Origin of the sequence: Micromonospora sp. B11E3, assembly GCF_039871625.1 — a bacterium.
Lineage (GTDB): Bacteria > Actinomycetota > Actinomycetes > Mycobacteriales > Micromonosporaceae > Micromonospora.
Window position 1 is genome coordinate 13,257 of sequence record NZ_JBDPMC010000006.1, and the last position, 22,588, is coordinate 35,844.

Consider the following 22,588-nt stretch of genomic DNA (forward strand, 5'->3'; position numbering starts at 1 on the left):
GGTCGCGCAGCCACCCGCGGCTCAGGCCGCCGCCGCAGCAGCGGCCGGGGGTCGGGCGGCGCGGGCGAGGTCGCAGAGGTCCCGGCGGAACGCGCCCTCCACAGCCCGCGCTGCCAGTCCGCCGAGGAGCAGGGCGAGCACCCGGCCGTACGGGGCGGTGGGCAGCGCCTCCTGCCGCACGCTGACGGCGGTGCGGGCGCGACCGCACCGCCGCACCGCACGCAGGGTCCAGGTGGTCCGGTAGTCCACGCCGATGCCGGGCGAGCTGAGCACGAGCCGCCGGAACGGGACGGCCTCCACCACGACGAACTCCTCCGTGTGGGCGGCCCCGTCCGGTTGGGTGCGGGTCTCCCGCCAGGCGGTGCCGGGGGCGAGGCGGCCCGGGGTGAGCAGCTCGACCGCGCGGACCGTGGAGAGCCAGTCGGCGCGGTCCGGCAGCTCGACCAGGAGCCGCCAGAGCTGGTCGGCGGGCGCCTCGATGATCTGGGTGACCGAAACCGTCGACATGAGCACCTCCCGTGTCCCCCACCGTACGGGGAGTGAGGGTGCGACGGGAGCCCATTTTTCGTCGCCGGCAGGCGTCGCTCAGGTGCGGAATCCCCCGTCCCGGACCGCCTCGACGAAGGCCGCCCAACCCGACGGGCTCACGGTCAGCGCCGGGCCGGACGGGTCCTTGGAATCGCGTACCGCGACCACGCCGACGGTCCGGACCAGGTTGTCCGCCACCTCGACGCACAGCCCCTGGTCGTTGGAGCGGCTGCTGGTACGCCAGGCGGCGCCCGCGAGATCGGTCATGCTCGTCTGCCTCCTCGTCCGCTGGGGCGTTTCCCCACGACGACCGGCGCCGCCGGCGGGTACCCGCCGCGAACCGGCCCGGGACGATCAACGCGGATACGCCGAACCCCGGTCGCACAGCGGGTGCGACCGGGGTTCGGCGTACGGGAGGCTTCCGGCCGGCGCCCGGGGTTCGGGGTGAAGGGAGGCTCCCGGCCTGGTCAGCGGGCCGGGCGGACGGTGCCCGTGACCTCGCCGAGGGCGACGGTGATGCCGTCGGGGCCGGGCGCGGTGGCGGTGATGGTGACCGTGTCGCCGTCCTCCAGGAACGTGCGGGTCTCGCCGCCGACTTTGACCGGCTCGGCGCCGCCCCAGGTCAGCTCCAGGAACGAGCCGACCTGGCCACGCTCGGGGCCGGAGACGGTGCCCGAGGCGTACAGGTCGCCGGTGCGCAGGGACGCGCCGTTGACGGTGAGGTGGGCCAACTGCTGGGCGGGCGTCCAGTACATGGTGGCGAAGGCCGGCTCGCTGACCCGCTCGCCGTTCCACTCCACGGCCAGCCGCAGGTCCAGCCCGAGGTGCGGCACGTCGTGCAGGTACCGCGCCACCGGCGGGTCCTGGTCGGGCGCGGGGACGAACGCGTCGGCGAGGGCGTCCAGCGGCGTCACCCACGCCGACACCGAGGTGGCGAAGGACTTGCCGAGGAACGGGCCGAGCGGCTGGTACTCCCAGGCCTGGATGTCCCGGGCGGACCAGTCGTTGACCAGCACCACCCCGAAGACGTGGTCGGCGAAGTCGGCCACCGGGACCCGGTCCCCGAGCCCGCTCGGCACGCCGACGACGAAGCCGACCTCGGCCTCGATGTCGAGGCGTACGGACGGTCCGCAGACCGGCCCCTGCGGGGTGGCCCGCTGCCCGGTGGGGCGGACGATCGGCGTGCCGGAGACCACCACCGTGCCGGCGCGGCCGTGGTAGCCGATCGGCAGGTGCTTCCAGTTCGGCAGCAGGGGCGGCTGGCCGGGGCGGAAGATCTGCCCGACGTTGGCCGCGTGGTGCTCCGAGGAGTAGAAGTCGACGTAGTCGGCCACCTCGAACGGCAGCAGCAGCTCGACCTCGGCCAGCGGCACCAGCAGCGGCTCCACCGCCGGCCGGTGGGCCTCGTCGGTGAGCAGCTCGGTGATCCGCTGCCGGACGGCGGTCCACTGGGGACGGCCCAGCGCCATGAACGCGTTGAGGGTGGGCCGGCGCAGCGCACCCCCGGCCAGCACCAGCTCGGCCGCCTCGGCGCCGGCCAGGTCGAGCACGAGGTCGCCGATCCGCACCCCGATCCGGGGCTCGCGGCCGTCGGAGCGGAACACCCCGTACGGCAGGTTGCGCACCCCGTACGCCGAACCGTCGGCGCCCGTCACCCAGGTCATTCCTCGCCCCCGTTCACCAGCCCCAGCCGGATGAGATCGGTCAGTGGTTCCACGATGCTGCACGAGCCGAACCCGACCCACAGCGGACGGGTCGCGGCCCGGGCGGCCCGGGCCCGCTCGGCCAGCCGCGCCGGGTCGGTCGCGGCGAGCAGGGCGGCCATCTCGTCCACCTCGGCGCCCTCCGCAGCGGCGAGCGTGGCGGCGAGCACGTTGCCGAAGCCGTGGTGGACGAGCCCGGTCTCCGGGTCGAGGTGCCGGACGGCGTGGTGCAGCCCGGCGGTCAGCTTGAACGGCAACTCCCGGTCCCGGCAGGCGACGATCACGGCGGCCAGCTCGACCGGGGTCGGGAACAGCTCGGCGGCCAGCCCGCCGGTGCGGAACTTGGCCGCGATCGGCACCCCGTCGGCGCGGGCGGCGGCGAGCGTGTCCAGCGCCCCCATCAGCCCGAACGCCAGCGGCACCTCGGCGTACGCCCGCAGGCCGGTGGCGCGGGCGAGGGCGACCAGCTCGGCCAGGCCGGGCTGCGGGTCCTCGCCGCGCTTGGCCACGGCCGCCTCGACCTGCCGGACGTCGATCCGGGGGTCGATCCCGGCGCGCACCCCGGCGAGCCGGTCCAGCGGGACGTCGGCGATCACCCCGACGGCGATCCGCTCGTCGGCGCCGAGCAGGCCGGCCAGCGCGGGCAGCGCCGAGGCGGGGACGAGCAGGGGGCCGACCAGGTCGGCGTACCAGGAGTCGCGGTGCCGCCGGTGCGCGGCGAGCGCGTCGGGCAGCGTCGCGCTGCCGGGCGGGAAGACGGCGGCGTCGTCGACGAGGCCGGCGAGGAGGCGGGGCACCTGCGTTGACACGAAACAAGAACTTACGGGACGCTACAAGGAACGGACAACAGTGTCCGATTATCGGACGTCAGCGGCCGACGAACGGGACGAATCGGGAGGCGACATGCCGTACTACCGCAGCGTCGGCGAGGTGCCCCGGAAGCGGCACACCCAGTTCCGCCAGCCCGACGGCAGCCTGTACGCCGAGGAGCTGATGGGCCAGGAGGGCTTCTCGTCCGACTCGTCCCTGCTCTACCACCGCCACGCCCCGACGGCGATCGTCGCCGCCGAGGAGTACCACCCGCCCGCCGTCACCCGCGCGCCGAACCTGCCGCTCAAGCCCCGCCACCTGCGCACCCACAAGCTGGACTCCACCGCCGCCGACCCGGTCCTCGGCCGGCGCTACCTGCTGGCCAACGACGACGTCCGGATCGCGTACGTGCTGGCCGACCGGCCGTCCCCGCTGTTCCGCGACGCCACCGGCGACCACTGTCTCTACCTGGAGTCGGGCACGATGCGCGTGGAGTCGCCGTTCGGCGCCCTCGACGCGGTGGCCGGCGACTACGTCATCATCCCCACCTCGACCATCCACCGGCTCGTGCCGACCGGCGGCGAACCGGTCCGGCTGCTGGCCGTCGAGGCCGCCGGGCACGTCGGCCCGCCCAAGCGCTACCTCTCCGTCCGGGGGCAGTTCCTGGAACACTCGCCGTACTGCGAGCGGGACGTCCGGGGGCCGGACGCGCCGCTGCTGGTCGACGGCGAGGACGTGGAGGTGCTGGTCCGCCACCGGCGCGGTTGGACGAGGTACGTCTACGCCAACCACCCGTTCGACGTGGTCGGCTGGGACGGGCACCTGTACCCGTGGGCTTTCTCCATCCACGACTTCGAGCCGATCACCGGCCGGATCCACCAGCCGCCGCCGGTGCACCAGACGTTCCAGGGCCCCAACTTCGTCGTCTGCTCGTTCGTGCCGCGCAAGGTGGACTACCACCCGGACGCCATCCCGGTGCCGTACAACCACCACAACGTCGACTCCGACGAGATGCTGTTCTACACCGGCGGCAACTACGAGGCCCGGCGCGGCTCCGGCGTCGAGCAAAACCCCACCGCAACCACCCACGGCCGCAACGGCGAGGCGAACGCCTAACGCACGGTACGGAAGAACACCGCCGACTCCGCCACGGCAGTAACCACGATCGCCAAGACCAACAGCCACGGCGTCCCCACGACCGCGTAGAGCAGCAACAGGACGGGCGCGGCGGCCACCCCGTACACGGCGAGCGCCAGCAACCGGTCCGAGCGCAGCAGGTCCGGCAGGACGGTGCGGGTCAGCCCCGGCACCCGGGCCGCCAGCAGCCAGCCCACCACCGCCCCGCTGAGCGCCACCAGCACCGCGAGGAACCGGGACGGGCCGGACGCGCCCGCCGCCGCGACCGCCACCAGGACGGTGCCGACCAGCGACCACCCCGCCCCGTACAGCACGAGCCGGCGCAGGTTGTCGAAGGCGCCCCGGCGCGGGTCGGCGACCGGCACGGGAGCCGCCGGGACTGTCTCCGCCAGCGCCGCCAGCGCCTCGGCGTACCGGCGCCGTTCCAGCCGGACCACCCCCGGCTCGTCGGCCGCCCCGGCCAGCTCCGGGTCCAGCCGCAGCGCCTCCCGGTACGCCCGCTCGGCCAGGTCGTACAGGTGCAGCCGGGCGGCGACGAGGCCGAGGACGAGGTGCGCCTGCGGCTCCTCCGGGGCCAGCTCCACACCCCGCCAGGCGGCGTTGAGGGCGGGCTGCCCGTTGCGCGCGCCAGAGAGGATCGCCGCCGCGCTGCGCTGGGCGTACGCGTCGTCGGGGCCGGCGACGAGCAACTGCTCGGCGGTGCGCGCCGACTCGGCGTACTCGCCGAGGTCGGCCAGCGCGAGCCCGCGGACGACCAGCGGGCCGACGGTGCCGGGGGCGACGGTCAGGGCCGCGTCGGCGGCGTCCCGCGCCTCGGCGGGTCGCCGGGCGGCGAGGTGCACCCGGCCCAGCGTGGTCAGCGCGGCCGGATTCGCCGGTTCCAGGGCGAGCGCGAAGCCCACCTCGCCGGCCGCCTCGTCGTACCGGCCCAGGTCGGCCAGAAGCTGGGCCCGCTGGAGGTAGCCCTCGGCGGTGGCGTCGCTCGACATGCGGCGGGCCTAGGCGGCGGAAGCCGGGTAGACCAGCGCGACCGCGATCCCGGCGAGCCCCTCCCCGCGCCCGGTGAAGCCCAGGCCGTCGGTGGTGGCAGCGGAGACGCTGACCGGGGCGCCGACCGCCTCCGACAGCACCGCCTCGGCCTCGGCCCGGCGCGGCCCGATCTTCGGCCGGTTGCCGACCACCTGCACCGACACGTTGCCGATCTGGAAGCCGGCCGCGCGGACCCGGCGGGCGGTCTCGGTGAGCAGCGCCACGCCGGGGGCGCCCGCCCACTCCGGCTCGGCCACCCCGAAGTTCGACCCGAGGTCGCCGAGGCCGGCGGCGGAGAGCAGCGCGTTGCAGGCCGCGTGGGCGGCCACGTCGGCGTCCGAGTGGCCGGCCAGGCCGTCCTGGTCGGGCCAGTGCAGACCGGCCACCCAGCAGGGCCGGCCGGGCGCGAAGGCGTGCACGTCCGTGCCGACGGCCACCCGAGGAACGATCATGACCCGAGGGTACGCGTCACGGCACGACGGTCAGCAGGTGCTCGGCCAGCGCCAGGTCGAACGGTCGGGTGACCTTGAGGGCGTACTCCGAGCCGGGGACGCAGACCACCGGTACGCCCTGCTTCTCCACGAGACCGGCGTCGTCGGTGAGCGGGTCGCCGGCCGCGGCGTGGGCGGCGGCCAGCACCGAGCGGCGGAAGCCCTGCGGGGTCTGCACGGCCCGCAGGGCGGACCGGTCGACCGTGCCGAGGACCACCTCGTCCGCGCCGACCTCCTTGATCGTGTCGACGACGGGGAGCACGGGGATCACCGCGTCGTGCCCGGAGCGGACCGCCGCGGCGACCGACTCGACCAGGTCGGGCGGGGTCAGCGCGCGGGCCGCGTCGTGGACCAGGACGATCTCCGGGCCGGCGGGGACGGCCGCGAGCGCGGCGGCCACGGACGCCTGCCGCTCCGCGCCGCCGGGGACGACCAGCGTTGGGGCGACCGGGCCGAGCAGTTCACGGACCGCCCCGACCTCGGCGGCCGGGGCGGCCACCACGATCGTGTGCACGGACGGGGCGGCGGCGATCCGGCGTACCGCGTGCACCAGCAGCGGCTCGCCGGCGAGCAGGCGCAGGGCCTTGGGCGCGCCCGGGCCGAGGCGTACCCCGGCGCCGGCCGCAGGGACGAGGACCGCGACGTCACCGCGCGGATTGAGCTGCGCGGTCACGTCGCGGTCCTCGGGTTTCTTTGCTTCGGGGTGGGTACGAAAGTGCTGTGGAAACTAGGCCTCGGTCAGCACCTTGTCGAGCAGCGTCTCCGCCTCGTCCTTGGTGCTCTTCTCGGCCAACGCGACCTCGCCGACCAGAATGTCGCGGGCCTTGGCGAGCATGCGCTTCTCGCCGGCGGACAGGCCCCGCTCCCGCTCCCGGCGCCACAGGTCGCGGACGACCTCGGCCACCTTCAGCGGGTTACCCGAGGCCAGCTTCTCCAGATTCGCCTTGTAACGCCGCGACCAGTTGGTCGGCTCCTCGGTGTGCGGAGCCCGGAGGACGTCGAAGACCTTGCCCAGGCCCTCCTCGCCGACCACCTCGCGCACACCCACGATCTCGGCGTTCTCAGCGGGCACCCGGACCGTCAGGTCACCCTGCGCAACCCTCAGGACGAGGTACTGCTTAGGCTCGCCCTTGATGACCCGAGTCTCGATTGCCTCGATGAGTGCGGCCCCGTGGTGGGGGTAAACAACGGTCTCGCCGACACTGAAAACCATAGGTTCGAAACCCCTTTCGCTGTGTCTAGGGTAACACGCTCAGACACCGATGTCTCACCGCTGTGCTGACCGTTGGCGCAGCTCAGGGGCCCTGTGAGAGGTATTTCTTCGGCTTGACAGGCGGCCAAGCCAATGAATCGAACACGCTCCGTGATGGCCGTATGACAACCCGGCACGGGTGATCGGGGCGTGGATTTCTCGGGCGATGCGCTCGTCCCATGGTATCCCGCTCCGGCCAACCGCGCCCAGGTGTAGCGGGAGGAGCCGACGGTGCGGGACGCTGGAGGTGAACGGCTGTCCGCGCGCCGAGACGGTTCGAGGGGGTCCGATGGGCATGCCTGACGCAGACGGCCCCGGCCCCGGCGACGGCCTCCCGGGCCTGCCGCCCGAGTGGGGCCGGGTGGTCGTGCCGGACGACGCGTCCGCGCTGGCCGAGGAGGCCGAGCGGATCAGGCGCGAGCTACGCCGACGGGCCGCCCGGGCCCGGTTGCGCGCCCGGCTCGGCCTGCCGCCCCGGCCGAACGGACGGCTCCCGCTCGGCCTGCCGCTGGTCGTCCTCCTGGTCGCTGCCCTCGCCACCGCCGCCGGGCTGTTCGCCGTCACCTGGACCCGCCCGCCGCGTACCGCCGAGCGCCCGACCGTCGTGCCGCACCCGACGCCGGCGGCCGACCTGGTCGGCCGGCCGCTGCCCGCGCTGGAGCTGGTCGACGCCGAGAACGCGGCCGTCTCGTTGCGCGCGCTGCTCCCCGCGGTGATCGTCCTGGTGGACGCGTGCGCCTGCCCGGAGCGGGCCGCCGAGGCCGCCGCGCTCGCGCCGCCGGGGGTGACCGTGGTCACGGTGGCCGGCGGCCGCAGGGTGGACCCGACGGCGGCTTCCGTCGGCCCGCCCGTACGCGCGCTCGCCGACCCGGCCGGCGGCCTGCGCGCCTTCCTGCGCCTGCCGCCGCGCCCCGGCACGGCGACCGCCGTCCTGGTCGACCGCGGCGGGACCGTGCTGCGCGTGGTGCCCGAGCTGCGCTCCGCCGAGGACTACCGCGCCGACCTGCCCCGCCTCGCCGCCTGATCCGTGGCGGGGTCGGGCAGCACCATGTCGGCGACGTGGGCGTGTCCGAACGCCACGGACCCCGCCATGTCGGCGACGTGGGGTGGACCACCGGCTCAGGGGAACAGGGCCGCGAGCTGCGCCTCGACCACGACCGGGGCCCGACCTCGGGCGTCGAGGTCGACGCGGACCCGGCCATCCGCGGGGTTCACCCACAGCGCGGCGAGAGCTCCGTCGCAGCGCACCCGCCGGCTCTCGGAGCGGCCCGACCCGACCTTCAGCACCAGGTGACCGCCGGGGCCGACGCACCGGTACTGGAGCAGGTGCGGGCCGCCGCGGGTGGCCACGACCCGGCGCTGCGGAGGCAGGCCGGGCGACACCTTCAGCTGAGCCTGCCAGACCGTCCGACCGGACTGCCCCGCGCCGCCACGCGGGCCACCGTCGCCCGCGACGGCGCCGCCCTGCCCGCTGACGGCCTGGCCGGTGGCCGGGTCGACGAGAAAGGGGCGGACCGTGCCGGACTGCGCGATCACCCGGCCGGTGGCCGCGTCGAGGACAACCGTTCGGCGAAACAGACCGCGCCGGAGACCGCTGCCCGGGGCGTCCGCATCGGCGGCCAGGCCGCTCGCCGCGCCGCCGGGCACCGCGTCCTGGGATGCGCGCGGGACGGACGGACCGGTCGTCGGGGCGTGGCCGCGCCACCAGGTCACCCCGGCGGTCAGGGCCAGCGCGGACAGCCCCGCGAGCACACCGGCGCGCAGCCGGTCAGCCACGTCGATGTCCACACCGCCGAGCGTAGCCACCGGCGCCGGTCCCGCACCACGGCGTCGGCCGTCAGTCCCGGCGCTCCAGCAGGGCCGCGTACAGGGTCAGGCCGGGGCCGAACGCGAGCATCAGGACCCGCCCCGGCGGCCGGCCCGCGCGCAGCAGCCGGTCCAGGATCAGCAGCACCGTCGGCGAGGAACAGTTGCCGTGCTCGTCCAGCGTGGCCCGGGACGCGGCCAGCCCGTCCGATGGCAGGGCCAGCTCGCGTTCGACCACGTTGAGGATGCGCGGCCCACCCGGGTGCACCGCCCAGCCGTCCACGTCGGCCAGGCCGGCGCCGTGCCGGGCCAGCAGGTCGTCGACCAGGCCCCGGACGTGGGCGGAGAGCACCTGCGGCACCTTCGGCGACAGCCCCATCCGGAACCCGGTGTCGGTGACGTCCCAGGTCATGTGGTCGGCGGTCGACGTGTCGGTGACCGAGGCGACCTCGCGCAGCGCGTACCCCCGGCCGTCGGGGACGACCACGGCGGCGACCGCGGCGTCCGAGAAGAGCGCGTGGGAGACGATCTGCTGGGTGTCCACCCGGGCCGTGGCGGGCTGGATGTGCAGGCTGGTCAGCTCCGCGCAGAGCAGCAGCGCGGGACGCCCCCGCGCGGTGACGAAGTCGCCGGCCGCGCCGAGCCCCGGCAGGGCGGCGTAGCAGCCCATGTGGCCGACGAACATGCGCTGGGTGTCCGGGGCCATCCCCAGGTCGCGGGCCAGCAGGATGTCCAGCCCCGGGGTGGCGTACCCGGTGCAGGAACAGACGACGAACAGCCCGACGTCACCGGCGGCCAGACCGGCGGCCGTCAGCGCCCGGCCGACCGCCTCCTTGCCCAGCGGCAGCGCCTCCACCTGGTAGCGCCGCATCCGGCGCTCCGTCGGCCAGTCCGAGACGTCCTCCAGCAACGGGTTGACGGCCGCCTGTCGCCGGCTCACCCCCGAGTTGGCGAAGATCCGCCGGGCCAGCGCCCGGGTGGCGCCGGCGAAGTGCCGGGAGAAGAAGCCCTCCCAGAGTTCCTCCTGCGCCGCCGCCGGCGGCTGCGCCACGCCCAGGCCCGCGATCACCGGTACGGCCACGCTCCCACCTCTCGTCCGCGCTTCCACCAAGCCGCCCTTCGTTCGCGCTGCGGGACGGGCAAACCCGGCCCGTTCCTCGCACTCACCAACGAGGGGCAGTGCCCTCCCGGTCCGGGTCACCGCCCAACGCGGCGACGCCCAGCCAGTCCGCGCACACGTCGGAGGTCGCCGGGTGCAGTGAGCCGCACCGGGCGTCCCGGTAGAGCCGCTCCAGCGGGTGGCCCCGGCGGGTCGCCGAGGTGCCCGCGGCCTCCAGCATGGACGCCGCCACCTCGGCCGCGGTGGTGCCGGCGAGCAGCTTGGCCCGCCACACCCAGCGGTTGGTCTCCGCGTCCCCGGGCGCCTCGTCGACCCGACGGGCCGCCTCCGCGACGGCCAGCCCCGCCGCCGCCACCGCCGCGTCGGCGCGGCCCAGCCGGGCCCGGACCGCGGGCAGGCCGGCGAGGTTGCGGGCGTTCACGTGCTCCGCCGCCGCGTCGACGGCGGCCCGGGCCACCCCGACGTAGACGGCCGCGTAGCTGGCCACCAGCCAGTGCGGCATGAGCTGGGCGACCACCAGGGCCAGGCCCTCCACGCCGCCGAGCAGCCGGTCCGCCGGCACGGTCACGTCGAGATGCAGGTCGTGGGAGGAGGTGGCGCGCATGCCGAGCGAGTCCCAGGTCGGCTCCACCGTCAGCCCGTCCCCGGCCGGCACCAGGAACTGGGAGACCACCGACGGGTCGGCGGCGCTGCGGGCGGCCACCAGGTAGCCGTCGGCGTGCCCGGCGCCGGAGCAGAACGTCTTGCTGCCCTTGATCCGGAAGCCGCCGTCCACCGGCTCGTACACGGTGCTGAGCTGGGAGAGCCGGGCGCCCGCGCCGCGTTCGCTCATCGCCACCGCGTACCAGGCGCCGTCGGCCGCCGCGCGGAGCAGCCGGTCCCGGGCGGCCAGCGCCTCGTCCGGTACGCCGAGAGCCTCGGCCAGTTCCTCGGTGACCGCGCCGAGCGCGCCGGTGACCGAGGCGTGCATGTTGAACACCAGCGCGGTCGCGCCGTTGCCCCTGGCCAGCTCGGTGGCCACGGCGGCGTACCCCGCGAACGTCGCCCCCACACCGCCCAGCTCCGGCGGGACCATCAGCCCGAACAGCCCGGCGTCGCCCAGGTCCCGGAAGTCCTCGACCGGGAACGTGCCGTCCCGGTCGTGTTCCGCCGCCCGGGCGGCGAGGCGCGGCGCCAACCGGCGGGCCGCCTCCAGCGCGTGCACAGTCATCCCGTCCCCTTCTCGGCGTTCCCTCTACCCGGCCCGGCTACCCGCGCCGGATGCCGCGCCCCTGGTACAGCACGGCGGTGGACCAGGTCGGCTTGATCTCCGGCGCCGGGCCGGCCGGCGTCGACTGTGGACGGCTCCGCCCGGCGGCGGCCCGCATCCGGCGGGCCAGCCAGCGCACCGTTCCGCGCAGCCCCGGCCGAACGCCCCGCACCCGCAGGTCCACGCCGTGCCGCGCGCACTCGGCGACCAACTGCCGGTGGTCCACGAACAGCCGTGGATCGTGAATGCCCCGGGGCACGGTCGGCAGGCGCTCGCCGATCTCGACCGCGAGCAGCCGACTCAACACGGTGTCGTTGAGGGTGTCCAGCACCAGCAGGCCGCCCGGCCGCAGCAGCCGGCACGCCTCGGCGACCGCCCGCCGCCAGTCGGGGACGTGCTCCAGCAGTTCCCCGGCGGTCACCACGTCGGCGCAGCGGTCGGCCAGCGGCACGGCGGTGGCGTCGGCGTTGACCACGGTCACCCCGTGCGCCGCGGCCTGGGCCAGCGCGGAGCGGGTGACGTCCACCCCGACGTGCCGGTAGCCCTTCCCGGCCAGGTGCGGGGCGAGCAGCCCGGCGCCGCAGCCAAGGTCGACCAGCAGCGCGCCGGGACGGGCGGCGGGCGGCACCAGCGCCGCCCGGGCCCGGGCCAGCCAGTGCAGCATGGCGAAGGCGCCGTCCGGCCGCCACCACTCGGCGGCCAGGTCGTCGTACTGCCGGGGGTCGTTCGGCGGCAGCACACGGGGCACGGCGGACACCGGGGACGGACCCTCTCGCATGGGACGAGCGTGGCACGACTGGGCGGTAACGACCAGACTTCCCTTATGTCGACGACGGTGTTAGGGCTGGTCAGGGCGAGCCATCCGGAGCCGGCCGCGGCCGTCACCGCGGTCGCCGGGCTGCTCGCCCACGGCGTGGGACACCGCCCGGCCGGGGTGGCCGCCGTGGCCCTCACCGTGCTCGCCAGCCAGCTCGCGGTGGGCTGGTCCAACGACCACCTGGACGCCGACCGCGACGCGGCGGTGGGGCGTACCGACAAGCCGGTGGCCACCGGGGCGGTGAGCCGGCGGGCGATCGGCCTGGCGGCGCGGCTCGCCGCCCTGGCCACGGTCCTGCTCGCGGCGGCGGCCACCAACCGCGCGGCGACCCTCTGCGTGGCCGTGGGCCTGGCCTCCGCGCTGCTCTACAACTGGCCGCTGAAGTCGACGCCGGTCTCCGTGCTGCCGTACGCGGTGTCGTTCGGCGCGCTGCCCGCCTTCGTGGTGCTGGCCCTGCCCGGCGCCCCCACCCCACCGGGCTGGCTGCTGGCCGCCGCCGCCCTGCTCGGCGCCGGCGCGCACTTCGCGAACGTGCTGCCGGACCTGGCCGACGACGCCCGGACGGGGGTGCGCGGGCTGCCGCACCGGCTCGGCGCCGTCGGCAGCCGGACCGCCGCCGCCGGGCTGCTGCTGGCGGCAACGGTCACGCTGGTCGTCGGGCCGCCCGGGCCGCCGTCGTGGGCCGGCCTGTCGGCGCTCACGGCCGCCGCCGTGGCACCACCCCTGACCTGGTACGCCGAACGGCGCGGGGACGCGGCCCGGGTACGTGGGACGGCGGCGTTCCGGGCGGTGATGCTGGTGGCCCTGATCGATGTGGTGCTGCTGGTGGCGAGCGGCCGGGTGGTCTGAGGCGGCCCCGCGTAGGTGGTGGTGCCGGGTCCCCGTGCGGCCCTCGATCAGCCCCAACTACCCTGGAGCCCGGTCTGCGCGGGTATGGCCACCGCGCCCGGGAACCGCCGGGTGGGGATCGTGACGAGGAGGACCGACGTGACGCGCTCGATCAGGGGATCCCGGCGGGCGGCCCTGCTGCTGGCCGGCACGGCCGCGGCGGCCGGCCTGCTGCTCTCCGGCTGCGGCTCGGGGCAGATTGCCGAGACCGCCGTCAAGCAGCCGTCGGTGCAGGGCGTCAACCTCCAGACCCCGGACACCAAGCTCAAGGTGCGCGGCCTCTACGTCGAGTACCCGGGGCCGACCGGCTACCAGGCCGGGGCCAACGCCCCGCTCAACGCCGTCATCTACAACGACTCGGCGGAGGCGGTGACGGTGACCGTCACCACGGACAGCGCCCGCCAGGTCGTCATCTCCAGCGGCTCGGCCGCCTCGGCCAGCGCGTCGCCGTCCGAGCACGCGTCGCCCTCGGAGCACGCGTCGCCGTCGGAGAGCGCCTCGCCGTCCGAGCACGCGTCGCCCTCGGAGCACGCGTCGCCGTCGGAGAGCGCCTCGCCGTCCGAGCACGCCTCGCCGTCGGAGAGCGCTTCGCCGTCCGAGTCGGCCAGCCCGTCCGAGAGCGGCTCGCCGTCGCCGTCGGCCTCGGAGGATGCCTCGGCCAGCCCGTCCGCGCCCGCCGGTGAGCCGGCCCGCTTCGAGATCCCGGCCAACAGCTACGTGCAGCTCAACGTCCAGGGCGGCCGGTTCCTCCAGCTCGTCGGGCTGAACGAGCGGCGGCTCGTCGGCGAGTCGGTCAACCTGGTCTTCGACTTCGGCAACGGCAGGACGATCCGCGCGGCCGCCGCGATCGGCGTGCCGCTGACCCCGGCCCCGCCGGCCTCCCCGATCATCGAGCGCGAGGGCGCGCACGGCGCCGAGGGCGGCACCGAGGCCGGCGCCGGCGGGCACGGCTGACCCGCACCCCCGACCGTCGACAGAACCGCCGGCGTGGCACCCGCCACGCCGGCGGTTCTTCGTCGTACGGGGACGCTAGCGTCCTGGTGTGACAACCTCTCGATCCACCTCCCGGGCGATCCCCCGCGGCACGGGCCGGGCCGCCCGCGAGCCCCGTCCGGCCTACGAGTGCGACGCCTGCGGCCACCAGCCGCCCAAGTGGGTGGGGCGCTGCCCCGAGTGCGGCGAGTGGGGCTCGGTGGTCGAGTGCACGGTGACCGGCCCGACGGTCTCCGGGCGGGTGGTCAGCTCCCGGATGCCGGCCGAGCCGGCCCGCCCGATCGCCACCGTCAGTGCCGCCCCGGCACGGGCCCGGCCCACCGGGGTCAGCGAGCTCGACCGGGTGCTCGGCGGCGGGCTGGTGCCCGGCGCGGTGGTGCTGCTGGCCGGCGAGCCTGGGGTCGGCAAGTCCACGCTGCTGCTCGACGTGGCCCAGCAGTGGGCGGCCAACGCCGGCAGCCCGTCCCTGGTGGTCAGCGGGGAGGAGTCGGTCAGCCAGGTGCGGCTGCGCGCCGAGCGGATGGGCGCCCTGCACGACCAGCTCTGGCTGGCCGCCGAGAGCGACCTGGGCGCCGTCCTCGGCCACCTCGACGCCGTCAAGCCGGGGCTGCTGGTGCTCGACTCGGTGCAGACCATCTCCATGGCCGGCACCGAGGGGGTGCCCGGCGGGGTGACCCAGGTGCGGGCGGTCACCGCCGCCCTGGTCGCGGTGGCCAAGGAGCGCGGCATCGCCACGGTGCTCGTGGGGCACGTGACCAAGGACGGCCAGGTCGCCGGCCCTCGGGTGCTGGAGCACCTGGTCGACGTGGTGCTGCACTTCGAGGGCGACAAGCACTCCTCGCTGCGGATGGTGCGCGGCGTGAAGAACCGGTTCGGCGCCGCCGACGAGGTCGGTTGCTTCGAGATGCACGAGGGGGGCATCAGCAGCCTCGCCGACCCGTCCGGCCTGTTCCTCACCCGCTACTCCGAGCCGGTGCCCGGCACCTGCGTGACGGTGGCGATGGAGGGGCGGCGGGCCCTGGTCACCGAGGTGCAGGCGCTGATCGGGGCGACGGTCGCGGGCTCACCGCGGCGTACGGTCTCGGGGCTCGACGGCGCGCGGCTCGCGATGGTGCTGGCGGTCCTCCAGCGCCGCACCGAGCGACTGACCCTGCACGACCGGGAGGTCTTCGCGGCCACCGTCGGCGGCATCCGGGTGGTGGAGCCGGCGGCGGACCTGGCCGTCGCCCTCGCCGTGGCCTCCGGCGGCCTCAACCTGGCCCTCGACCCGCACCTGGTGGCGATCGGCGAGGTCGGGCTGACCGGCGAGGTGCGGCGGGTCGGCGCGGTGCCGCGCCGGCTGGCCGAGGCGGCCCGGCTCGGCTTCCGGATGGCCCTGGTCCCGCCCGGGTGCGGCCCCGCGGGCACGGGCGCAGGCCCGGAGAACATGCGGGTGATGGAGGTCACGGATCTGCGTTCGGCGCTCCAGTGTGCCGCCCGCGCGTCGGCGGAGTGACCGACGGTGTTCGCCCGGCGGGACCGCCCGTGCGATTCGGGACGAGGGCGGCCGGTTCGCCCGGCCCGGCCATCGGGTCGCATCGTGACACATCACAGTAACCGCGACAGCACCCACCGCACGACAGTCCGTAGACTGTGCCCGTGCCGATCGACCGCGATGCCAGCAGAACAGCAGGCGCGACAGCCCACGCCCGCACCGGCGCCGTGGGCTCGCCCGCCCGTCCGATCAGCGTCAGCGTGACCGGGAGTGTCGGCGGCGCGGGTGGCGACCCGTTGCGGGCCAACCTCGCGCTGATGGCGCCGGGCACCGCGCTCCGCGACGGCCTGGAGCGGATCCTGCGCGGGCGGACGGGCGCGCTGATCGTCCTCGGCTACGACAAGGTGGTCGAGCAGATCTGCACGGGCGGCTTCCCGCTGGACGTCGAGTTCTCCGCGACCCGGGTACGCGAGCTGTGCAAGATGGACGGTGCGGTCGTGCTGTCCAGCGACGGCACCCGGATCGTCCGGGCGGCCGTGCACCTGATGCCGGACCCGTCCATCCCCACCGAGGAGTCCGGCACCCGGCACCGCACCGCCGAGCGGGTGGCCCGGCAGACGGGCTATCCGGTCATCTCGGTCAGCCAGTCGATGCGGATCATCAGCCTCTACGTCAACGGCCAGCGTCACGTCCTGGACGACTCGGCGGCCATCCTGTCGCGGGCCAACCAGGCCCTGGCCACCCTGGAGCGCTACAAGCTGCGCCTGGACGAGGTCTCGGGCACGCTCTCCGCCCTGGAGATCGAGGACCTGGTCACCGTCCGGGACGCGGTGGCGGTGGTGCAGCGGCTGGAGATGGTCCGCCGGATCGCCGACGAGATCGCCGGCTACGTGGTCGAACTGGGCACCGACGGCCGACTGCTCGCCCTCCAGCTCGACGAGCTGATGGCCGGCGTCGACGCCGACCGCACCCTGGTCATCCGGGACTACCTGCCCAGCGGTCGCAAGTCGCGGACGCTGGACGAGGCGCTGGTCGAGCTGGACCTGCTCGGCGCCACCGAGCTGATCGACCTGGTGTCGGTCGCCAAGGCGATCGGGTACCCGTCCGCCTCCGACGCGCTGGACGCGGCCGTCAGCCCGCGCGGCTTCCGGCTCCTGGCCAAGGTGCCCCGGCTGCCGGTGGCGATCGTCGACCGGCTGGTGCTGCACTTCGGCAGCCTCCAGCGGCTGCTCGGGGCCACGGTGGAGGACCTCCAGGCCGTCGAGGGCGTCGGCGACGCCCGGGCCCGGGGCGTCCGGGAGGGGCTGTCCCGGCTCGCCGAGGCGTCCATCCTGGAGCGTTACGTCTGATCGGCGGGCCCAGGGCCCCTGGCACGCGCCGGCGGCCGGGAGGCCGCGCGGATCATCCGGCCCCCCGGTCCGGCGGGCCGGCCGATCAGTTCGTGATGGTGAGCTTGACCGGCTCGCTCAGCTTGGTGTCGAGCCGCCCGAACACCTGGTACGTCCCGGCCGGCACGAACTGACCACTGGCGATCCCGTTCGCGCACTTGCTGCTGTACTTGCCGTTCCAGTCCACCTGGTACGACCGCTCGAAACCGGGGGTGAACGACTGCACGTCGGAGCCCTTGGCAGTGCCGCAGGTGTCGGAGGACCAGACCTTCTCCGCGCCCGACTTGATGAACAGCTCCTGCATGTCCGCGCCGACGTCCCGGCTGCACGTGCGGTCCGACCTGTTCTTGATCTTCAGTTGCAGGCCGACCACCGTGCCCGACTGCGCCCTCGCGGGCAGCGGGACCGGGGTCACGGAGATCTCGGCGTCGGTGCACGTGCCGGCGTCCGCCGCGGGCACGGCCGGCGCGTCGTTCCCGCCCCCGGACGAGGACGAGCCGGCGTCGCCCGACGAGCCGGCCTCGTCGCCCGAGCCGCCGGCCGGCGGTGCGCCGGTCTCCGGGGACAGCACCGAGCCGCTCGGGTCCGGCGACGGCGGCTCGCCGGAGGGGTCCGGCACCGGCGTGGAGGTCGGCGTCGACCGCGACTGCGGTGTGGTGCCGCCGTTGCCTGAGGCGTTGCACGAGTAGAGCAGGACAACCAGGAAGAGAAGCCCCGCTCCGAGCACGACGGCGCGACGCCGCCAGTACACGGCGGGGGGCAGGGGGCCGACCGTCAGACGCATGATGCCCCCACCGTAACGGCGCGACGCGCGCTCGGCCGGCGCGACGCGCCGTACCGTCCTCCGCTCACCCCCGCGACCCTCCACTCACGACACCCGCGGGTAGCCGCGCGGCCCGCCCCGGGCCGGACGCGCCACCGCCCGCCGGCCCGCCCGACGTGCGGCGGGGACACCGTCACAGGTAGACCTTGCGCTGGTAGATCGCGTGCGCGCCGGCCACCCGGTCCAGGAAGAGCAGGCCGGCGCAGTGGTCGATCTCGTGCTGCAGTGCCCGCGCCTCGAACCCGTCGGTGACCAGCCGCACCGGCGCCGCGCTGCCCGGCAGCACCCCCTCGACCACCAGCCGGCTGGCCCGCTTGACGTCGCCGGTGAGGTCGGGCACCGACATGCAGCCCTCCCGCCCCGCCTTCCACCGGGTCGCCTCGACGACCCGCGCGTTGCACAGCACGAACGCGCCGTGCACGGTGACCGCCTTGGGGTGACCGGTGACGTCCACGGCGAACACCCGGGCGCTGACCCCCACCTGGGGCGCGGCGAGGCCCACGCAACCGGGCGAGACCCGCATGGTGGCGACCAGGTCGGCGGCGAGCTGGACCACCTCGGCGGAGGCGGGATCCACCTCCGGCCCGGGCCGGCTGAGCACCGGGTCGGGCGCGGCGACCACCGGGCGCACCTCGCCGGGCACGCCGAGCGCGTCGGGGGTCCAGCCGCCGAGGCCGGCGTACCCGGCCGTCACAGCAGGTCCGGGTCCGCCGGGCGGAGGCTGACGCCGACGCCCAGCTCCGCCGCCGCGCGCGTCAGCCGGCCGGCCACCTCGTCGCTGCTCCCCGGCGGTAGCTCGACCTCGGCGACCACCACGTACAGGGAGCCGGTGAGCCGGGTGCTCAGGTCGGTGACGTTGCCGCCCGCGTCGGCCAGCACGCGGGTCACGGCCGCGACGATGCCCATCCGGTCCGCACCGTGCACCGCGAGCACGTACGGCTCGCCCGTCGGCGCGACGACGCCGTCGGGCGTGACCGCCCGTACGGTGGCCAGGAGCTGGCCGTCGGCGGCGAGCGGGGCCAGGGCGGCCTCGACGTCGGCGGCGGCCGGGCCGACGCAGATCAGCGTCATCGCGAAGTGGCCACGCAGCCGGGTCATGGTCGAGTCGGTGAGGTTCGCGCCGAGCCGGGCGAGCACCTCGGCGACGTCCGCGACGATGCCCGGCCGGTCCCGGCCGATGACGGTGATCGCTAGCTCGTTCATCTGGGCATTCTGCCCGACCCGGCGCCGACCTCGGCGGTGCCCCGCCCGGCCCGCCCAACCTGCGGGAAGCCCGCCCGTGACATGATCGGCGGTGCCATGTCTGAGCCCACCTTCGCCGCCCTGGTCAGCCGCTGGTACGAGAAGAACGCCCGCGACCTGCCGTGGCGCGAGCCCGGCGTGGGCGCCTGGGCGATCCTGGTCAGCGAGGTCATGCTCCAGCAGACGCCCGTGGCGCGGGTACTCCCGGCCTGGACGGCGTGGCTGGAGCGGTGGCCGACGCCCGCGGCGCTGGCCGCGGACACGCCCGCCGAGGCGATCCGGATGTGGGGACGGCTGGGCTATCCCCGCCGGGCGGTGCGGCTGCGCGAGTGCGCGGTGGCGATCGTGGAGCGACACGGCGGCGAGGTGCCGGACCGGCTGGAGCAGCTGCTGGCGCTGCCGGGCGTGGGCACGTACACGGCCCGGGCGGTGGCCGCGTTCGCGTACGGCCAGCGGCACCCGGTGGTCGACACCAACGTACGGCGGGTGGTGTGCCGGGCGGTCGCCGGCGAGCCGGACGCGGGCCCGGCCACCCGCCCGGCCGACCTGGTCGCCTGCGAGGAACTGCTGCCGGAGGAGCCGGCCGCCGCCGCGCTGGCGAGCGCCGCGTTCATGGAACTGGGGGCGGTGGTCTGCACAGCCCGGTCACCGCGCTGCGGCGGGTGCCCGGTGGCGGCGGTCTGCGCGTGGCGGGCGTCCGGTCAGGAGGCTCCGGCCGGCCCGACGCGGCGGCCACAGCGGTACGCGGGCACCGACCGGCAGGTACGCGGGCTGCTGCTGGCCGTACTGCGGGAGGCCACCGGACCGGTGCCGCACCAGCGGCTGGACCAGGTCTGGGCCGACGACGTGCAGCGGTCCCGGGCCCTGGCCGGGCTGGTGCAGGACGGCCTGGTCGAGCCGGCCGGCGCGGCGTCGTTCCGCCTGACCGGCGACGGCCCCCCGCCCCCCGCACCCCCGCCCTCACTCGGCGCCTGACCCCGCCGTCACTCCCCCGCGACCTGTGGCGCGTGGGGCGTGGGACGGGAAAGGGCGACGGCCCCGGTGGCTTTCGCCGACCGGGGCCGTCGCCCTGTCAGATGTGCCTTACTCGTCTGCGCCCGCGGTGGCGGCGCCACCGAGGTCGGCGGGGACGGCGTCCGGCACCTCGACCGGCTTGTCGGCTCCGCGGAACACGAGCTTGGACTTGTCGATGTTGTTGGGGTCGCCCTCGCAGTCGACGACGACGATCTGGCCGGGGATCAGTTCGTTGAACAGGATCCGCTCGGACAGGTTGTCCTCGATGTCACGCTGGATCGTGCGGCGCAGGGGCCGGGCACCGAGGACGGGGTCGAAGCCCTTCGTGGCGAGGTACTTCTTGGCGTTGTCGGTCAGCTCGAGGCCCATGTCCTTGTTCCGCAGCTGGGTCTCGATCCGGGCGATCATGATGTCGACGATCGACAGGATCTCGGTCTGACGCAGCTGGTGGAACACGATCGTGTCGTCGATACGGTTCAGGAACTCCGGCCGGAAGTGCTGCTTGAGCTCGTCGTTGACCTTCTGCTTCATCCGGTCGTAGTTCGACTCCTGGTCCTCCGACGCCTGGAACCCGAGGCTCACGGCCTTGGCCACGTCACGGGTGCCCAGGTTCGTGGTCAGGATGATGACCGTGTTCTTGAAGTCCACGATCCGACCCTGACCGTCGGTGAGCCGACCGTCCTCCAGGATCTGCAGCAGCGTGTTGAACACGTCCGGGTGGGCCTTCTCGATCTCGTCGAACAGCACCACACTGAACGGCCGACGACGCACCTTCTCCGTCAGCTGCCCGCCCTCGTCGTAACCCACGTACCCGGGAGGCGCACCCACCAGGCGGGACACCGTGTACCGGTCGTGGAACTCCGACATGTCCAGCTGGATGAGGGCGTCCTCCGAGCCGAACAGGAACTCGGCGAGCGCCTTGGACAGCTCGGTCTTACCCACACCCGACGGGCCGGCGAAGATGAACGACCCCGACGGACGCTTCGGGTCCTTCAGGCCGGCGCGGGTACGACGGATCGCCTTCGACACGGCCTTGACCGCGTCCTCCTGGCCGATGACGCGCTTGTGCAGCTCGTCTTCCATCCGCAGCAGCCGGGAGGTCTCCTCCTCGGTCAGCTTGTACACCGGGATGCCGGTCCAGTTACCCAGGACCTCGGCGATCTGCTCGTCGTCGACCTCGGACACGACGTCCAGGTCGCCGGCCTTCCACTCCTTCTCCCGCTGCGCCTTCTGGCCCAGCAGCTGCTTCTCCTTGTCCCGCAGCTGCGCGGCCCGCTCGAAGTCCTGCGCGTCGATCGCGGACTCCTTGTCGCGGCGCACCTGCGCGATCCGCTCGTCGAAGTCCCGCAGGTCCGGCGGCGCGGTCATCCGGCGGATCCGCATCCGCGCACCGGCCTCGTCGATCAGGTCGATCGCCTTGTCGGGCAGGAAGCGGTCGGAGATGTACCGGTCGGCCAGCGTGGCGGCGGCCACCAGGGCGGCGTCGGTGATCGACACGCGGTGGTGCGCCTCGTACCGGTCCCGCAGCCCCTTGAGGATCTCGATGGTGTGGGCCAGCGACGGCTCACCCACCTGGATCGGCTGGAACCGCCGCTCCAGCGCGGCGTCCTTCTCCAGGTGCTTGCGGTACTCGTCGAGGGTCGTGGCGCCGATGGTCTGCAGCTCGCCACGGGCCAGCATCGGCTTCAGGATGCTGGCGGCGTCGATCGCGCCCTCGGCGGCACCCGCGCCCACCAGGGTGTGGATCTCGTCGATGAACAGGATGATGTCGCCGCGGGTGCGGATCTCCTTGAGGACCTTCTTCAGGCGCTCCTCGAAGTCACCGCGGTAGCGGGAACCGGCGACCAGCGCACCGAGGTCGAGGGTGTAGAGCTGCTTGTCCTTCAGCGTCTCGGGCACCTCGCCCTTGATGATCTTCTGGGACAGGCCCTCCACCACGGCGGTCTTGCCGACGCCGGGCTCGCCGATCAGCACCGGGTTGTTCTTGGTGCGGCGGGACAGCACCTGCATGACCCGCTCGATCTCCTTCTCCCGCCCGATCACCGGGTCGAGCTTGCCCTCGCGGGCAGCCTGGGTCAGGTTCCGACCGAACTGGTCCAGCACCAGGCTGGTGGACGGGGCGGCCTCACCCGCCGCGGCACCCGCCGCCGCCGGCTCCTTGCCCTGGTAGCCGGAGAGCAGCTGGATCACCTGCTGCCGCACCCGGTTGAGGTCGGCGCCGAGCTTGACGAGGACCTGGGCGGCGACGCCCTCGCCCTCGCGGATCAGGCCGAGCAGGATGTGCTCGGTGCCGATGTAGTTGTGCCCCAGCTGCAGCGCCTCGCGCAGCGACAGCTCCAGCACCTTCTTCGCCCGCGGCGTGAACGGGATGTGCCCGCTCGGCGCCTGCTGGCCCTGGCCGATGATCTCCTCGACCTGCTGACGCACACCCTCCAGCGAGATGCCGAGGCTCTCCAGGGCCTTGGCCGCCACGCCCTCACCCTCGTGGATGAGGCCCAGCAGGATGTGCTCCGTACCGATGTAGTTGTGGTTGAGCATCCGGGCCTCTTCCTGGGCCAGGACGACAACCCGTCGCGCTCGGTCGGTGAACCGCTCGAACATGCCCTCGTGCTCCTCACGTGCCGTGCGCCTTGATGGGTCAGATCTCGGCGGGGCCGGTGCGCGGACGTCCGGGATGGGCGTCCGTGCCTCCTTACTCTAACGTCGCGGACCGACTCCGCTGAGGTCGTGTGTCCTCGGCGGGATGCCGGTACGCGCCGTTTATGACAACCGTCCGCGCTCAGGAGGTGTTCCGGTACCTCTTGCTGTACGCGCAGAGCGAAAT

The 22,588-nt window shown here is 74.7% G+C and carries 22 protein-coding genes and 1 pseudogene; 7 read left to right on the plus strand and 16 right to left on the minus strand.

The window, feature by feature from the left end; translation table 11 throughout:
• Positions 1-21: 21 nt before the first annotated feature.
• The 4 genes from ABGB16_RS04975 to ABGB16_RS04990 all read right to left on the minus strand — a co-directional run bounded on the left by ABGB16_RS04975 (position 22) and on the right by ABGB16_RS04990 (position 3,040).
• Positions 22-507, minus strand: coding sequence for an SRPBCC family protein (locus ABGB16_RS04975; RefSeq protein ID WP_347666759.1), 486 nt, complete (start codon positions 505-507; stop codon positions 22-24).
• A gap of 78 nt (positions 508-585) precedes the next feature.
• Positions 586-795 carry a DUF397 domain-containing protein gene (locus ABGB16_RS04980; RefSeq protein ID WP_347666760.1) on the minus strand — a complete coding sequence of 70 codons (210 nt, stop codon included), beginning with the start codon at positions 793-795 and terminating at the stop codon, positions 586-588.
• Between the two features lie 200 nt (positions 796-995).
• Entirely contained in the window at positions 996-2,192 is a 1,197-nt protein-coding gene (gene fahA / locus ABGB16_RS04985; RefSeq protein WP_347666761.1) for a fumarylacetoacetase, read from the minus strand.
• On the minus strand, positions 2,189-3,040 hold the full coding sequence (locus ABGB16_RS04990; protein ID WP_347666762.1) for a hypothetical protein: 852 nt from the start codon (positions 3,038-3,040) through the stop codon (positions 2,189-2,191). The genes fahA and ABGB16_RS04990 overlap by 4 nt, the downstream gene beginning before the upstream one ends.
• Before the next feature lie 94 nt (positions 3,041-3,134).
• Between ABGB16_RS04990 and ABGB16_RS04995 the strand changes: the two are divergent.
• Positions 3,135-4,103, plus strand: a pseudogene (locus ABGB16_RS04995) (homogentisate 1,2-dioxygenase); the annotation flags it as partial.
• 50 nt (positions 4,104-4,153) lie between these two features.
• Here the strand turns inward: ABGB16_RS04995 and ABGB16_RS05000 are convergent.
• The 4 genes from ABGB16_RS05000 to ABGB16_RS05015 are packed head-to-tail and all read right to left on the minus strand — an operon-like array spanning position 4,154 to position 6,911.
• Positions 4,154-5,167, minus strand: a complete 1,014-nt coding sequence (locus tag ABGB16_RS05000; RefSeq protein WP_347666763.1) for a tetratricopeptide repeat protein — start codon at positions 5,165-5,167, stop codon at positions 4,154-4,156.
• 9 nt (positions 5,168-5,176) lie between these two features.
• Positions 5,177-5,659: a 2-C-methyl-D-erythritol 2,4-cyclodiphosphate synthase gene (ispF, locus tag ABGB16_RS05005; RefSeq protein WP_347666764.1), complete on the minus strand. Its 483-nt coding sequence runs from the start codon at positions 5,657-5,659 to the stop codon at positions 5,177-5,179.
• A gap of 16 nt (positions 5,660-5,675) precedes the next feature.
• Positions 5,676-6,371: a 2-C-methyl-D-erythritol 4-phosphate cytidylyltransferase gene (ispD, locus tag ABGB16_RS05010; protein WP_347666765.1), complete on the minus strand. Its 696-nt coding sequence runs from the start codon at positions 6,369-6,371 to the stop codon at positions 5,676-5,678.
• A 54-nt stretch (positions 6,372-6,425) separates the two neighbouring features.
• Positions 6,426-6,911, minus strand: coding sequence for a CarD family transcriptional regulator (locus ABGB16_RS05015; RefSeq protein WP_007073334.1), 486 nt, complete (start codon positions 6,909-6,911; stop codon positions 6,426-6,428).
• A 328-nt stretch (positions 6,912-7,239) separates the two neighbouring features.
• Here ABGB16_RS05015 and ABGB16_RS05020 point away from each other — a divergent pair, with 328 nt between their 5' ends.
• Positions 7,240-7,974: a hypothetical protein gene (locus ABGB16_RS05020; protein WP_347666766.1), complete on the plus strand. Its 735-nt coding sequence runs from the start codon at positions 7,240-7,242 to the stop codon at positions 7,972-7,974.
• A gap of 95 nt (positions 7,975-8,069) precedes the next feature.
• Here ABGB16_RS05020 and ABGB16_RS05025 read toward each other — a convergent pair whose 3' ends face one another.
• The 4 genes from ABGB16_RS05025 to ABGB16_RS05040 all read right to left on the minus strand — a co-directional run bounded on the left by ABGB16_RS05025 (position 8,070) and on the right by ABGB16_RS05040 (position 11,903).
• Complete coding sequence (locus ABGB16_RS05025) at positions 8,070-8,738, minus strand: hypothetical protein (protein ID WP_347666767.1); 669 nt, start codon at positions 8,736-8,738, stop codon at positions 8,070-8,072.
• Positions 8,739-8,787: 49 nt separating this feature from the next.
• Positions 8,788-9,837 carry a type III polyketide synthase gene (locus ABGB16_RS05030; RefSeq protein ID WP_347666768.1) on the minus strand — a complete coding sequence of 350 codons (1,050 nt, stop codon included), beginning with the start codon at positions 9,835-9,837 and terminating at the stop codon, positions 8,788-8,790.
• Between the two features lie 82 nt (positions 9,838-9,919).
• Positions 9,920-11,086 carry an acyl-CoA dehydrogenase family protein gene (locus ABGB16_RS05035; protein WP_347666769.1) on the minus strand — a complete coding sequence of 389 codons (1,167 nt, stop codon included), beginning with the start codon at positions 11,084-11,086 and terminating at the stop codon, positions 9,920-9,922.
• Positions 11,087-11,123: 37 nt separating this feature from the next.
• Complete coding sequence (locus ABGB16_RS05040) at positions 11,124-11,903, minus strand: methyltransferase domain-containing protein (protein WP_347666770.1); 780 nt, start codon at positions 11,901-11,903, stop codon at positions 11,124-11,126.
• A 45-nt stretch (positions 11,904-11,948) separates the two neighbouring features.
• Here ABGB16_RS05040 and ABGB16_RS05045 point away from each other — a divergent pair, with 45 nt between their 5' ends.
• From ABGB16_RS05045 to disA, 4 genes are all read left to right on the plus strand, one after another.
• Positions 11,949-12,791: a UbiA family prenyltransferase gene (locus tag ABGB16_RS05045; protein ID WP_347666771.1), complete on the plus strand. Its 843-nt coding sequence runs from the start codon at positions 11,949-11,951 to the stop codon at positions 12,789-12,791.
• Between the two features lie 138 nt (positions 12,792-12,929).
• Positions 12,930-13,784: a hypothetical protein gene (locus ABGB16_RS05050; protein WP_347666772.1), complete on the plus strand. Its 855-nt coding sequence runs from the start codon at positions 12,930-12,932 to the stop codon at positions 13,782-13,784.
• 88 nt (positions 13,785-13,872) lie between these two features.
• Entirely contained in the window at positions 13,873-15,318 is a 1,446-nt protein-coding gene (gene radA / locus ABGB16_RS05055) for a DNA repair protein RadA (RefSeq protein WP_347666773.1), read from the plus strand.
• A 143-nt stretch (positions 15,319-15,461) separates the two neighbouring features.
• Positions 15,462-16,646: a DNA integrity scanning diadenylate cyclase DisA gene (gene disA, locus ABGB16_RS05060; protein ID WP_347666774.1), complete on the plus strand. Its 1,185-nt coding sequence runs from the start codon at positions 15,462-15,464 to the stop codon at positions 16,644-16,646.
• 85 nt (positions 16,647-16,731) lie between these two features.
• On the opposite strand, the gene ABGB16_RS05065 is transcribed toward disA, so the two are convergent.
• The 3 genes from ABGB16_RS05065 to ABGB16_RS05075 form a co-directional block, all read right to left on the minus strand.
• Positions 16,732-17,469, minus strand: a complete 738-nt coding sequence (locus ABGB16_RS05065; protein WP_347666775.1) for a hypothetical protein — start codon at positions 17,467-17,469, stop codon at positions 16,732-16,734.
• 172 nt (positions 17,470-17,641) lie between these two features.
• A complete protein-coding gene (locus tag ABGB16_RS05070; RefSeq protein ID WP_347666776.1) occupies positions 17,642-18,202 on the minus strand; it encodes a peptide deformylase in 561 nt (186 codons plus the stop codon).
• Positions 18,199-18,711: an ACT domain-containing protein gene (locus ABGB16_RS05075; RefSeq protein WP_347666777.1), complete on the minus strand. Its 513-nt coding sequence runs from the start codon at positions 18,709-18,711 to the stop codon at positions 18,199-18,201. The genes ABGB16_RS05070 and ABGB16_RS05075 overlap by 4 nt, the downstream gene beginning before the upstream one ends.
• 96 nt (positions 18,712-18,807) lie before the next feature.
• Here ABGB16_RS05075 and ABGB16_RS05080 point away from each other — a divergent pair, with 96 nt between their 5' ends.
• Positions 18,808-19,725: an A/G-specific adenine glycosylase gene (locus ABGB16_RS05080; RefSeq protein WP_347666778.1), complete on the plus strand. Its 918-nt coding sequence runs from the start codon at positions 18,808-18,810 to the stop codon at positions 19,723-19,725.
• A 108-nt stretch (positions 19,726-19,833) separates the two neighbouring features.
• Here the strand turns inward: ABGB16_RS05080 and ABGB16_RS05085 are convergent, their stop codons facing one another.
• On the minus strand, positions 19,834-22,365 hold the full coding sequence (locus ABGB16_RS05085; protein WP_347666779.1) for an ATP-dependent Clp protease ATP-binding subunit: 2,532 nt from the start codon (positions 22,363-22,365) through the stop codon (positions 19,834-19,836).
• Positions 22,366-22,588 lie beyond the last annotated feature (223 nt).

Excerpts from the sequence above, each read along its gene's own strand:
- ABGB16_RS04980 (WP_347666760.1), bottom strand. The coding sequence starts at position 795 with ATGACCGATCTCGCGGGCGCCGCCTGGCGTACCAGCAGCCGCTCCAAC.
- ABGB16_RS05000 (WP_347666763.1), bottom strand. The coding sequence starts at position 5,167 with ATGTCGAGCGACGCCACCGCCGAGGGCTACCTCCAGCGGGCCCAGCTT.
- ABGB16_RS05065 (WP_347666775.1), bottom strand. The coding sequence starts at position 17,469 with ATGCGTCTGACGGTCGGCCCCCTGCCCCCCGCCGTGTACTGGCGGCGT.
- ABGB16_RS05020 (WP_347666766.1), top strand. The coding sequence starts at position 7,240 with ATGGGCATGCCTGACGCAGACGGCCCCGGCCCCGGCGACGGCCTCCCG.
- fahA (WP_347666761.1), bottom strand. The coding sequence starts at position 2,192 with ATGACCTGGGTGACGGGCGCCGACGGTTCGGCGTACGGGGTGCGCAAC.
- ispF (WP_347666764.1), bottom strand. The coding sequence starts at position 5,659 with ATGATCGTTCCTCGGGTGGCCGTCGGCACGGACGTGCACGCCTTCGCG.
- ABGB16_RS05045 (WP_347666771.1), top strand. The coding sequence starts at position 11,949 with ATGTCGACGACGGTGTTAGGGCTGGTCAGGGCGAGCCATCCGGAGCCG.
- ABGB16_RS05040 (WP_347666770.1), bottom strand. The coding sequence starts at position 11,903 with ATGCGAGAGGGTCCGTCCCCGGTGTCCGCCGTGCCCCGTGTGCTGCCG.
- ABGB16_RS05080 (WP_347666778.1), top strand. The coding sequence starts at position 18,808 with ATGTCTGAGCCCACCTTCGCCGCCCTGGTCAGCCGCTGGTACGAGAAG.
- ABGB16_RS05015 (WP_007073334.1), bottom strand. The coding sequence starts at position 6,911 with ATGGTTTTCAGTGTCGGCGAGACCGTTGTTTACCCCCACCACGGGGCC.
- ABGB16_RS04975 (WP_347666759.1), bottom strand. The coding sequence starts at position 507 with ATGTCGACGGTTTCGGTCACCCAGATCATCGAGGCGCCCGCCGACCAG.
- ABGB16_RS05085 (WP_347666779.1), bottom strand. The coding sequence starts at position 22,365 with ATGTTCGAGCGGTTCACCGACCGAGCGCGACGGGTTGTCGTCCTGGCC.
- ABGB16_RS05035 (WP_347666769.1), bottom strand. The coding sequence starts at position 11,086 with ATGACTGTGCACGCGCTGGAGGCGGCCCGCCGGTTGGCGCCGCGCCTC.
- ABGB16_RS05075 (WP_347666777.1), bottom strand. The coding sequence starts at position 18,711 with ATGAACGAGCTAGCGATCACCGTCATCGGCCGGGACCGGCCGGGCATC.